9 protein-coding genes are annotated in these 11,991 nt (G+C 62.2%); 1 reads left to right on the top strand and 8 read right to left on the bottom strand.

All coding sequences use genetic code 11. From position 1 onward, the window contains the following. Nucleotides 1–14: 14 nt before the first annotated feature. Nucleotides 15–1,235, bottom strand: a complete 1,221-nt coding sequence (gene metK, locus H3S97_RS00660) for a methionine adenosyltransferase (RefSeq protein ID WP_045935554.1) — start codon at nucleotides 1,233–1,235, stop codon at nucleotides 15–17. A 61-nt stretch (nucleotides 1,236–1,296) separates the two neighbouring features. Continuing rightward, nucleotides 1,297–1,581, bottom strand: coding sequence for a DNA-directed RNA polymerase subunit omega (gene rpoZ, locus H3S97_RS00665; RefSeq protein WP_015022131.1), 285 nt, complete (start codon nucleotides 1,579–1,581; stop codon nucleotides 1,297–1,299). Between the two features lie 178 nt (nucleotides 1,582–1,759). Between rpoZ and ilvD the strand changes: the two genes are divergently transcribed. Continuing rightward, complete coding sequence (gene ilvD, locus H3S97_RS00670) at nucleotides 1,760–3,619, top strand: dihydroxy-acid dehydratase (RefSeq protein WP_198177480.1); 1,860 nt, start codon at nucleotides 1,760–1,762, stop codon at nucleotides 3,617–3,619. Nucleotides 3,620–3,693: 74 nt separating this feature from the next. Here ilvD and gmk read toward each other — a convergent pair whose 3' ends face one another. From gmk to tuf, 6 genes are all read right to left on the bottom strand, one after another. Further along, nucleotides 3,694–4,317, bottom strand: coding sequence for a guanylate kinase (gene gmk / locus H3S97_RS00675; RefSeq protein ID WP_198219646.1), 624 nt, complete (start codon nucleotides 4,315–4,317; stop codon nucleotides 3,694–3,696). Nucleotides 4,318–4,414: 97 nt separating this feature from the next. Continuing rightward, on the bottom strand, nucleotides 4,415–7,789 hold the full coding sequence (gene carB, locus H3S97_RS00680; RefSeq protein WP_198219323.1) for a carbamoyl-phosphate synthase large subunit: 3,375 nt from the start codon (nucleotides 7,787–7,789) through the stop codon (nucleotides 4,415–4,417). Next, the gene (carA, locus tag H3S97_RS00685; RefSeq protein WP_332468252.1) at nucleotides 7,782–8,993 is read right to left on the bottom strand and encodes a glutamine-hydrolyzing carbamoyl-phosphate synthase small subunit; all 1,212 of its coding nucleotides are present in this window, start codon (nucleotides 8,991–8,993) and stop codon (nucleotides 7,782–7,784) included. The genes carB and carA overlap by 8 nt, the downstream gene beginning before the upstream one ends. A gap of 195 nt (nucleotides 8,994–9,188) precedes the next feature. Continuing rightward, nucleotides 9,189–9,869: a transcription antitermination factor NusB gene (gene nusB / locus H3S97_RS00690; RefSeq protein WP_198219328.1), complete on the bottom strand. Its 681-nt coding sequence runs from the start codon at nucleotides 9,867–9,869 to the stop codon at nucleotides 9,189–9,191. 22 nt (nucleotides 9,870–9,891) lie between these two features. After that, nucleotides 9,892–10,455 carry an elongation factor P gene (efp, locus tag H3S97_RS00695; RefSeq protein ID WP_015022137.1) on the bottom strand — a complete coding sequence of 188 codons (564 nt, stop codon included), beginning with the start codon at nucleotides 10,453–10,455 and terminating at the stop codon, nucleotides 9,892–9,894. A gap of 236 nt (nucleotides 10,456–10,691) precedes the next feature. After that, nucleotides 10,692–11,891: an elongation factor Tu gene (gene tuf / locus H3S97_RS00700; RefSeq protein WP_198219330.1), complete on the bottom strand. Its 1,200-nt coding sequence runs from the start codon at nucleotides 11,889–11,891 to the stop codon at nucleotides 10,692–10,694. Nucleotides 11,892–11,991: the final 100 nt, after the last annotated feature.

Raw genomic sequence — 11,991 nt, forward strand, 5'->3', positions numbered from 1 at the left:
TTGACGAACAGCTACTACCTGGTCATGCCGATGGCGGCCTTGAGCTCGCCCACCTTGTCCACCTGCTCCCAGGTGAAATCCGGGTCCTCCCGGCCGAAGTGCCCATATGCTGCAGTCTTGGCATAGATGGGTCTCAACAGATCCAGCTCATCGATGATGGCAGCAGGCCGCAGGTCGAAGACCTCGCGCACGGCCTCCTGGATCTGCTCGCGGCTGACCCCCTGCTCGGTGCCATAGGTCTCCACGTTGACGCTGACCGGATCGGCCACGCCAATGGCATAGGCCACCTGGACCTCGACCTTGTGCGCCAGTCCAGCGGCCACGATGTTCTTGGCCACCCAACGCGCAGCGTAGGCAGCGGACCGGTCGACCTTGCTGGGATCCTTGCCGGAGAAGGCGCCGCCTCCATGATGGGCCGCACCGCCATAGGTGTCCACGATGATCTTGCGTCCGGTCAATCCTGCGTCAGCCGCTGGTCCGCCCAGAACAAAGGAACCGGTCGGATTGACCAGCACCCGGTAGCCCTGGTGCTCGACGGCCTTGCCACAGACGCGATCCAGAACGGGCGTGATGACATGCTCCATCAACTGCTCCTGCAGCCAGTCATGCCCCACCTCGGGATCATGCTGGGTGGAGATGAGGACCGTGTCCACACGGCGGGGGCGGTCATCCTGATCGTATTCGATGGTGACCTGGGTCTTGCCGTCGGGGCGCAAATGAGGGATTATCCCCTCCTTGCGGACCTGTGCCAGCCGGAAGGCCAGCTGGTGGGCCAGATAGATGGGCAGGGGCATGAGCGTATCGGTTTCATCGCAGGCGTAGCCGAACATGACGCCCTGGTCGCCGGCCCCCTGGGACTGGTAGCGCTCCTCGCGTGTGGCGGCGCTCTCCTGGCTGGCCGACAGCCGTTCCACACCCTGGTTGATTTCCTTGCTCTGCTCGCTCAGAGCCACGGTCACGCCGCAGGAATCCGCGTCCAGTCCAATATCGGATGAGGTGTAGCCGATCCTGCGCAGCACCGACCGGACCTGGGACTGAATATCCGTGTAGCCCTGTGATGAGACCTCTCCGAAGACGAAGAAGAGGCCAGTGGCCGCCGAGGTCTCCACAGCCACATGCGAATGCGGATCCTGGGCGATCAGATCGTCCAGGATGGCATCGGAAATCTGGTCGCAGACCTTGTCTGGATGGCCCTCGGTCACTGATTCAGCCGAAATCAGCCGTCGCTCTGTCATTTCATTCACCTTTGTCTAGAAACCATCACCGCCCGAGAACCCTGCAATGAGAGTCGAAGGCTCAGTTGCCTTCGCTCAGATCGTCCTCGCCCAGGGTCTCCTCAAGCAGGCCCTCGTTGATCTCACGGAAGGCGATGGACAGGGGTTTCTCCTGGTTCTGGTACTCGACCAGCGGGCCGACGTTCTGCAGCAGGCCCTCATTGAGCTGGGTGAAATAGGAATTGATCTGACGGGCCCGCTTGGCCGCGAAGATAGAGAGTGCATACTTCGAATCGGCGTGCTTCATGAGGTCGTCGATGGGAGGATTCGCAAATCCCTGCGGATGGGGCTCGGTACCGAATGCCATAAGATGTTTCTCCAATTCAACTGGATGAACCATTCATTCAATCTGAATGATTTTACCGCCCGGGCTCGATTTTAGCCTCGGATGCTTCTCTGCCGGAAAAAGCAGGGCAAAAAGGCCGAAAATTCCAACATGTGGTCATGACCAACCCGTCGATGCCCGCAATCACTTGAATAAAACTATGCAGATGCGATCAGCCAAGTTGATGAAGGAACGAGAGTTCGCGGGCGCCCGTGCTCTCTATCGTGCCGCTGGCGTCAAGGGTGAGGACTTCGGCAAGCCCATCGTGGCCATCGCCAATTCCTTCTCCGAATTCGTGCCCGGCCACGTCCACCTGAACAAGGTGGGGCGTCTGGTCTCCAAAGCCGTCAAGGAAGCGGGCGGCATCCCCCGCGAGTTCAACACCATCGCCGTGGACGACGGCATCGCCATGGGTCATACCGGCATGCTCTACTCCCTGCCCAGCCGTGACCTGATAGCGGACGCCGTGGAATACTCGGTCAACGCCCACTGCGCCGATGCCCTGATCTGCATTTCCAACTGTGACAAGATCACCCCCGGCATGCTCATGGCCGCTCTGCGTCTGAACATCCCCACGGTCTTCGTCTCCGGCGGCCCCATGGAGGCCGGACGTACCGTCATGCCCGATGGAACAGTCCAAGAGAGCACCGACCTGATCGATGTCATGTACGCCTCGGCCGATGACAGCATCGATGATGAAGGTCTGCTGGCCCTGGAGAAGACGGTCTGCCCCACCTGTGGTTCCTGCGCCGGCATGTTCACCGCCAACTCCATGAACTGCCTGACCGAGGCCATGGGTCTGGCCTTGCCCGGCAACGGCACCACCCTGGCCTCACACACAGCCCGGAAGATGCTCTTCGAGCGGGCAGGCAAGCTGGTTGTCGAGATTGCCAACCGGTACTACCAGGATGACGACGACTCGGTCCTGCCGCGTTCCATCGCCACCAAGAAAGCCTTCGAAAACGCCATGACCATGGATGTGGCCATGGGCGGATCGACCAACACCGTCCTACACATCCTGGCCGCCGCACAGTCGGCGGATGTGGACTTCACCCTGGACGACATCGAGCGCATCTCCCACACGGTCCCCTGCATCTGCAAGGCCTCCCCCTCCGGAGACTGGGAGATATCCGACGTCCACCGGGCCGGCGGCATCTGCGGCATCCTGGGCGAACTGGACCGTGGCGGGGTCCTCCACCAGGACACACATTCCATTGACTACCCGGACCTGGAGTCCAAGCTCAACGACTGGGACATCATGCGCCCCACCTGCCTGGACCAGGCCAAGGAGCTCTACCACGCAGCGCCCGGACACATCACCTCCCCCGAGCCCTTCAACCAGTCCAAGGAGTGGGAGGACCTGGACACCGACCGTGTCAACGGCGCCATTCACGACCTGGATCACCCGGCTGTCTCCGAAGGCGGCCTGGCTATACTACGGGGCAATCTGGCCCCCGATGGCTGCGTGGTCAAGACCGCAGGCGTGCCCAAGGAGATCTGGAACTTCCGCGGACCGGCCCTGGTGGTCGAATCGCAGGAACAGGCCGTGGAGGTCATACTCAACGGCACCCTGCACAAGGGTCAGGCCCTGGTCATCCGTTACGAGGGACCCAAGGGCGGACCAGGCATGCAGGAGATGCTCTACCCCACCTCATTCGTCAAGGGCAAGGGCATCGGCAAGGACGTGGCCCTGCTGACCGACGGCCGCTACTCCGGCGGCTCATCAGGCCTGGCCATCGGCCATATCGCTCCCGAAGCAGCCAACAAGGGCCCCATCGCCCTGATCCGCAACGGCGACATGATCCGCATCGACATCCCCAACAGGCGTGTAGACGTCGAGCTGAGCGACGAGGAACTCGCCCAGCGCCGCGCAGAGCTGGAGGCCGGTGAAGGTTATGTGGCCCACAGGGACCGCAAGGTCTCCCTGGCTCTGAAGGCCTACGCCGCCTTCGCCCGCTCGGCAGACAAGGGCGCAACCCGCGACCCGGATCTGATCAACCAACTTTCGGGTCTGGACTGATAGACCAAAATCCCCCAATCGGGCTCTCACTCGATTGGGGGATTTTTGCCTCTTCTGAAATAAAGGCCAGGTGCTCAGAGACCGTATTCCTTGGCGATTACCTCCCAGAGCGCCTGGGCTGCCTTATCCACGCTGTCGTTGACTATGACCTGGTCGAACTGATCCTCTGAGGCCAGTTCCACCTTGGCGGTCTCCAGCCTGCGGGCCCGCTGCTCCTCATTTTCGGTTCCCCGCATGTTCAGCCTGGTGACCAGGTCCTGGAATGATGGCGGTGCCAGGAAGACGTAGAACACTTCCAGGCCCAGCTCCCCCGCCCGTTGGCGGACACGATGCGCCCCCTGCAGATCAATCTCCAGAATCGTGGGCACCCCTGCCGCCAAATGATTCAGAACCGGCTGCAGCGGGGTGCCATAGTGGGACATGCCATGGACCAGGGCGGTCTCCAGAAAGTCCCCAGCGGCCTCCCTGCGGGCAAACTCCTGTTCATCCATGAACCAGTAGGTGATGCCGTCCTTTTCGCCCGGACGCGGTGCCCGAGTGGTGGCCGAGACGGAGACCCAGACCTCAGGGTGGGCATGGCGCAGGGCCGCCTCCACAGTGCCCTTGCCTACGGCCGTGGGCCCCGTCAGCACGATCAGCCGGCCGCCCGCCTTCCCTGGATCTCCGGTCTGTTCCCCCGAAGAGTCCTGACTCGACATGTCGGCACCGTTGATCGCTGACACGGCCACTTCCTTTCCTAAAGGTCATCCTCCGGCATATCCGGACCGGAATATGGGTCAATCATATAGCCAGTACCTACCTGGCCTCCTCCAGCTCCAGCAGTCGGGCCGCGTGTTCCTGGATGCTCATGACCTCGTAGTCGTCCTTTTTGACCACATCAATGGCCATCAGGGCGGCTGAGAATTCGGTGATGGTGGTGAACTGCGGCAGATCGGCGGCGATGGCGGCCACCCGGATCAGATAGCCATCGGAGCGCGAACCCCTGGAGCTGGGTGTGTTGAGGATCATGTCAATGGCCCCTTCCTCAATAAGCTGGACAGGATTGCGGCCCATGTGCTTGACCCCGTCCGAATCCGTGAAAGCCCGACCCTGCTCTTCGCCATCGCTGATCTTGTCTACAACGGCCACGTCGAAGCCGTACCGACGCAGGACAGAGGCCGTGCCACTGGTGGCGCAGATGCTGAAGCCCTGCTCCAGCAGACGGGCGGCCAGCATGGGCAGCTGGCGCTTGTCCGTGTCGTTGACCGACAGGAAGGCTACTCCACCGGTGGGCAATCCTCCCTGGTAGGCGGCCAGCTGGCTCTTGGCGAAGGCGTGCGGAAAGTCCCGATCGAAGCCCATGACCTCTCCGGTGGAGCGCATCTCCGGGCCCAGCAGGATGTCCACGGTCCGACCAACCGGTGTGCGGAAGCGCTTGAAGGGCAGAACCGACTCCTTGACAGCCACAGGCTGGCCGACGCGGACCATGCCACCGTCGCCGACAGGCAGGAGCAGACCATTGGCTCGTTGCTGGGCGATGGACTCCCCCACCATGATCCGTGCCGCGGCCTTGGCCAGTGCCGTACCCGTGGCCTTGGAGGCGAAGGGGACGGTCCGGGATGCGCGGGGATTGGCCTCGATCACATAGAGGGTGTTGGCCATGAAGGCATACTGAACGTTGATCAGTCCCTGGACCCCGCAGCCTTGGGCTATAGCCAGGGTGGCCTGCCTCAGCCGATTGATCTGGTCGTCGGAGAGGGTCGAAGGCGGCAGGGTGCAGGCGGCATCACCGGAGTGGACCCCGGCCTCCTCCACATGCTCCATGATTCCGCCGATGTAGAGCTCCTGCCCGTCATAGAGGGCATCCACGTCTATTTCGATGGCATCCTGGAGGAACTTGTCAATCAGCAGGGGCGAGGGCAGGCGGCCAGAGACCACCGTATCAGCCTTGGCCTCATCCAGGGCGCGATCCACGTAGGTGGCCAGCTGCTGGTCGTCGTAGACGATCTCCATACCTCGTCCGCCAAGCACGTAGGAGGGCCTGACCAGAACCGGGTAGCCGATGGCATGGGCTGCCTTCTTGGCCTCATCCAGAGAAAGGGCGGTGCCGTACCGTGGAGCGTTCAAGTGCTCCTTGCTGAGCACCTGACCGAAGAGCTCGCGGTTCTCGGCCAGGTCGATGGACTCGGGACTGGTGCCAAGGATGGGCACCCCGGCCGCCTTGAGCCTGGCAGCCAGAGAGAGGGGCGTCTGACCACCCAGCTGGACGATGACCCCTTTGACAGGTCCCATGGCCTTCTCGGCCCGGTAGATCTCCAGAACGTCCTCGAAGGTCAGCGGCTCGAAATAGAGCCTGTCCGACATGTCATAGTCGGTGGAGACCGTCTCTGGATTGCAATTGACCATGATGGTGTCATAGTCCTTGCCCAGCTCCTGGACGGCGTGTACGCAGGTGTAGTCGAACTCGACCCCCTGTCCGATCCGGTTGGGCCCCGAGCCCAGGATGATGACCGCCTCGCGTTGGCGGGGGCGCAGCTCGGACTCGTCGGCGTAGCAGGAGTAGTAGTAGGGCGTGACCGCATCGAACTCGGCTGCACAGGTGTCCACAGTCTTGTAGACAGGATGAAGACCGAAGGCCCAGCGCAGCTCTCTGACAACCGCCTCACCCTGGTCGCCCATGCCGCGCAGGTGGGCGATCTGCAGGTCGCTCAGTCCTGATTGCTTGGCCTGGCGCAGCAGGTCCTCGTCCAGGACCTCGGACTGGCGCACCCGAAGGGCCAGCTCGTTGATCATGCTGATCTGCTCCAGGAACCAGGGGTCGATCCTGGTGGCCTGGTGGACCTGCTCCACGGTAGCCCCTCCCCAGAAGGCCCGCTGAATCTGCAGGTAGCGATGCTCGGTGGGAGTATGCATGGCCTCCAGCAGCTGGTCGGTCTCGGCCTGGTCGGGCCGGGGGCCATCCCAGGAGAAGGTCATGTGCCGCTTGTCGATGGAGCGCATGGCCTTGCCCAGGGATTCGCGGAAGTTGCCGGCCAGGGCCATGGCCTCGCCCACGGACTTCATCGAGGTGGTCAGGGTCGTATCCGCCCCGGGGAACTTTTCGAAGGTGAAACGCGGGATCTTGGTGACCACGTAGTCGATGGTCGGCTCGAAGGAGGCAGGGGTTGAACGGGTGATGTCGTTCTCGATCTCATCCAAGGTGTATCCCAGGGCCAGCTTGACCGCAATCTTGGCGATGGGGAAGCCGGTGGCCTTGGAAGCCAGGGCCGAAGACCGCGAAACACGTGGATTCATTTCAATGACGATGATCCGGCCGTTCTTGGGGTTGACAGCGAACTGGATGTTGCAGCCGCCCGTATCCACCCCCACGCCGCGGATGATGGCGATCCCTATGTCGCGCATGCGCTGATATTCCCGGTCGGTCAGGGTGAAGACCGGGGCCACGGTGATGGAGTCTCCGGTGTGCACGCCGACCGGGTCCACATTCTCAATGGGGCAGACCACAACCACATTGTCCAGGCGGTCGCGCATGAGCTCCAGCTCATACTCCTTCCACCCCTCGATGCCCTCCTCCAAAAGGATCTCGTCGGTGGGCGAATAGTGGATGCCGGCACCGGCGATCCGCCGCAGCTCCTCACGATCATGTGCGATCCCAGAGCCCAGGCCGCCCATGGTGAAGGAGGGGCGAACCACCAGGGGGTAGCCCAGTTCGTCGGCTACCGCCTCGGCCTCATCCAGGCTATGGGCGATGCGGGATTTGGCCGACTCGGCGCCAGCCTGGTCCACCACCTGCTTGAAGAGCTCACGGTCCTCTCCCCTGTCGATGGCCTCCAGCGAAGCGCCTATCAGCTCGACCCCGTAGCGCTCAAGCACGCCGGCCTTGCCCAGCTCCACGGCAGCATTCAGCGCGGTCTGGCCACCCAGGGTGGGAAGAAGGGCATCCGGCCGCTCTTTGGCGATGATCCGCTCCAGGAAGGGCAGGGCGATGGGCTCGATGTAGGTGGCATCGGCCATCTCGGGGTCCGTCATGATGGTGGCGGGATTGGAGTTGACCAGTATGACGCGAATCCCCTCTTCGCGCAGCACCCGGCAGGCCTGGGTCCCCGAATAGTCGAACTCGGCCGCCTGCCCGATGACGATGGGCCCCGAGCCGATGACCATGACCGAATGGATGTCCTGCCGCTTAGGCATGTGCCTTCCCTTCCTTGGCGTTCTGCATCAACGTGACGAACCTGTCAAACAGATAGGAGGCATCGTGCGGACCAGCCGCCGCCTCCGGATGATATTGAACGGAGAAGGCCGGAATATCCAGGCATTCCAGACCTTCGACCACTCCATCGTTAAGATCGACATGAGAGACCCGGACTCGACCATATCGACCTTGACCATAGGGCGAGGGCACCGGGTCCCCCTTGGGCGCCTGGACTGCGAATCCGTGATTATGCGCGGTGATCTCAACCTTGCCGGTGCTCAGATCCATAACCGGCTGGTTGATGCCGCGATGGCCGAATTTCAGCTTGTAGGTCTCGAAACCCAGGGCACGGCCCAGAAGCTGGTTGCCCAGGCAGATGCCGAAGAAGGGCAGCCTTGCATCAAGCACCTGACGCAGGAGGGCCACCTCATGATCGGCCGTAGAGGGGTCGCCGGGACCGTTGGAGAAGAAGACGCCATCCGGATTCAGCGAGTGGATGGTCTCCATGGTGGTGCCCACGGGCAGCAGGTGGACCCTGCATCCGCGCTCGGCCAGCCGATGAGGGGTCATGGCCTTGATGCCAAGGTCTACAGCGGCCACCGTGCAGAACGGCTCCCTATCCTGGTATTGGCCACAGGGCTCCACCGTATAGGGATGGTCGGTACTGACCTCTCCGGTCAGGTGGGAGCCACCCATGGTCGGCGCCTGTCTGACTCGATCCAAGAGACTTTGGATGCTGGCATCGTCCAGGGCCGATCCGGAAAAAATACCGGCCCGCATGACGCCCGCTGAACGCAGATGCCGCACGAGCCGGCGAGTATCTATGCCGCTGATCCCGACGATGCCTTGATCGATCATCTCCCCTTGGAGACCGCCTGTAGCCCGCCAATTGCTGAAAGTGGGACTGGGCTCCCGGACCACATATCCAGCCACCCATATCCGTGAGGACTCACCGTCCTCCCCGTTGACACCGGTATTGCCGATGTGCGGAAATGTCTGTACTACAATCTGTCTGTCATAGCTGGGATCGGTCAGGGTCTCCTGGTATCCGGTCATCCCCGTGGCGAATACGACCTCACCGATAGTGCTGCCCAGTGCCCCGAAGGCCTTTCCCTCATACACCTGGCCGTCCTCCAGCAGAAGGATGGCGGAATCGGAGAAACGACGATCGGAGGCGATGGCGTTGGTGTCCTTCAGGTTCACCGAACCCCCTTGTTTGCCGTGGATATTCGCACCCATATTAATGACCCCCATGGATCATGCCGAACGGATTGTTCAGGGAATGGTTGAGCAACCCTTGCCGCAAGCTCAACTGATCTCCCGGCTTGAATATGGCAAAAGGCCGACCGATGCCCTGACAGCCAGCGGACATCGGTCGGCCTTTACCCGGATCTTTGCTCAGTCGCCTGACAGGCGATCCGCATCCGTGGCCAGTTCCCCCGGCAGGGTCAGTTTCAGCTGGTCCAAGCTGGGGGCCGACTGGTCGACATCCCCTCTTTCAGGTGCAGGTGTTGCCGATTCCGACTTGCTGCCAGCATGGTCATCCCCAGAGGGGACCGGCCCGGTGGATACGACCCCTGCTTTTGGCCTATCTGATTCATCATCCGAAGCGTCCGCATCGGCCTCGGCATCAGCCAGTGCGGCAATCCGATCGGCTTGCTCACGACGAGCCTGATGCTCATCCTTCTCCTGCTCCAGGGCGCTCAGAACGCCATGGATGAAAGAGGGTGCATCGGCATCCGACAGGGTCTTGGCCAGGGACAGGGCCTCATCGATGGCCACCTTGTCGGGAACATCAGGATTGTAGAGCATCTCCCAGGCGGCGATACGCAGAATGTTGCGGTCGATGGCGTGCATGCGGCTCAGCGGCCACCGGGTGGAGTGGGCCTGTAGGGCATCGTCGATGTGCTGACGATGCCCAGCCACACCCTCAACGATGGTCACGGCATAGGCGGGCAGAGGTGTCTGCGCCCCCGGCCGAGCCTTGCGCTCCTCCAACAGGGAGAGGAAATCCTGGCTCTTCTCATCGGCCTCATACAGGGTGTTCAAGGCCCGCTTGCGGGCTGTGGAACGTGCCATGGATGTGTGGTTTCCGCCTTGCTCAGTTCTCACGGCCCAGGTAGGAGCCGTCGCGGGTATCCACCTTGACCTTCTCGCCCTCGCCTACGAAGAGGGGCACCTGAATCTCGGCCCCTGTCTCCACAGTGGCGGGCTTGGTGCCGGCGTTGGAGCGGTTGCCCTGGACGCCGGGCTCGGTTGCAGTCACGGTCAGCACCACGGATGCAGGCAGCTCCACGGACAGGGGGTTGCCGTCATGGAAGCTGATGATGCAGTCTGTGCCCTCAAGCAGGAAGCGCTCCTGATCGCCGACCAGGGCTTCGGGGATGTTGACCTGCTCGTAGGTGTTCATGTCCATGAAGACGAAGGAGTCACCGTCCCGGTAGGAGTACTGCATGGTCCGGTTGTCGACGGTCTCGAAGTCCATCTTCATGCCCGCATTGAAGGTGCGGTCCACGATCTTGCCCGAGAGGACGTCCTTGATGGTCGTGCGCACGAAGGCCGGCCCCTTGCCCGGCTTCACATGCTGGAACTTGATGACGGTCCAAAGCTTGCCGTCCAGGTTGATGACCGATCCGTTCTTGATGTCGTTGGAAGTCTGTGCCACCTTGATACCACCTCATTCTGATGAACGTTCCTTCGGAGGGCTCCTGGCCATCTGCCGAAAGCACCGGGCCACACAGGATCCGGCCCGCTCGCGATAAATCCTCGCCTATTATGCCACGGCGCATGAACACCGCAATCGGCCCAGTGGCGAATCTGGCCGGATATGGGCGGGGCCCGGAATCACAGGAAGGATTCCGGGCCCCGTCATTGGATTGTGTCGACAAGCGACAGGCAATCCTACTCGATGACCTTGGTGACTCGACCTGAGCCGACCGTGTGGCCGCCTTCACGAACAGCGAAGGTCAGGCCCTCCTCCATGGCGACGGGCTGGATCAGCTCGACGGAGAAGGTGGCGTGATCGCCGGGCTGAACCATCTCCACGCCCTCGGGCAGGGTGATGACGCCGGTGACGTCGGTGGTCCGGAAGTAGAACTGCGGACGGTAGTTGGAGAAGAACGGCGAGTGGCGTCCACCCTCGTCCTTGGTCAGCACGTAGACCTCGCCCTCGAACTTGTGGTGGGGGGTCACGGTGCCGGGAGCAGCCACGACCTGGCCGCGCTCGACATCCTCACGGCCGATGCCGCGCAGCAGCAGACCGGTGTTGTCGCCAGCCTCGGCCTCGTCCATCTGCTTGTGGAAGGTCTCGATGGAGGTGACGGTGGTGGACTGGGTGTCCCGCAGGCCGACAATCTCCACGTTGGTGTTCACGGGCAGCTTGCCGCGCTCGACACGACCGGTCACCACGGTGCCACGGCCGGAGATGGTGAAGACATCCTCGATGGGCATCAGGAAGGGCTTGTCCAGGTCGTGGACCGGGGTGGGGATGTAGTCGTCGACGGCATCCATGAGGTCCTTGATGGTCTGAACCCACTTGTCGTGGTCAGGGGCATCGTCATGCAGGGCGCCATAGGCGGAGGTGCGGATGACGGGGCAGTCGCGGTCGAAACCGTTCTCGTCAAGCAGATCGCGGACTTCCTCCTCGACCAGCTCGATCAGCTCTTCGTCGTCGACCATGTCGCACTTGTTCAGGGCGACCAGGATCTTCGGCACGCCGACCTGGCGGGCCAGCAGCACGTGCTCGCGGGTCTGGGCCATGGGGCCGTCGGTGGCGGCGACCACCAGGATGGCGCCATCCATCTGAGCAGCGCCGGTGATCATGTTCTTGACGAAGTCGGCGTGTCCGGGGCAGTCCACGTGGGCGTAATGGCGCTTGGCGGTCTGGTACTCGATGTGCGCGATGTTGATGGTGATGCCGCGCTCCTTCTCCTCAGGAGCAGCATCAATCTGAGCGAAATCGTACTCGGGGTTGACGTCCGGGTACTCCTCATGCAGCACCTTGGAGATGGCCGCGGTCAGGGTGGTCTTGCCGTGATCGACGTGGCCGATGGTGCCAATGTTAACGTGCGGCTTGGTCCGCTCGTACTTTTCCTTTGCCATTGTGTTTTGTCCTCCTGGACGTCTCGTAGGTTGCCTGCGCGAACCACGCACAGAGCACTCGCTACATATTACTGGGTTATCGGGTTCTTTGCCACTTTTG

The organism is Bifidobacterium choladohabitans, assembly GCF_016102005.1.
GTDB classification, from domain to species: Bacteria; Actinomycetota; Actinomycetes; order Actinomycetales; family Bifidobacteriaceae; genus Bombiscardovia; species Bombiscardovia choladohabitans.

What these genes read in the sequence shown, in the direction of transcription:
- metK (WP_045935554.1), bottom strand. Translation starts at nt 1,235, where the DNA reads ATGACAGAGCGACGGCTGATTTCGGCTGAATCAGTGACCGAGGGCCAT.
- rpoZ (WP_015022131.1), bottom strand. Translation starts at nt 1,581, where the DNA reads ATGGCATTCGGTACCGAGCCCCATCCGCAGGGATTTGCGAATCCTCCC.
- ilvD (WP_198177480.1), top strand. Translation starts at nt 1,760, where the DNA reads ATGCAGATGCGATCAGCCAAGTTGATGAAGGAACGAGAGTTCGCGGGC.
- gmk (WP_198219646.1), bottom strand. Translation starts at nt 4,317, where the DNA reads ATGTCGAGTCAGGACTCTTCGGGGGAACAGACCGGAGATCCAGGGAAG.
- carB (WP_198219323.1), bottom strand. Translation starts at nt 7,789, where the DNA reads ATGCCTAAGCGGCAGGACATCCATTCGGTCATGGTCATCGGCTCGGGG.
- nusB (WP_198219328.1), bottom strand. Translation starts at nt 9,869, where the DNA reads ATGGCACGTTCCACAGCCCGCAAGCGGGCCTTGAACACCCTGTATGAG.
- tuf (WP_198219330.1), bottom strand. Translation starts at nt 11,891, where the DNA reads ATGGCAAAGGAAAAGTACGAGCGGACCAAGCCGCACGTTAACATTGGC.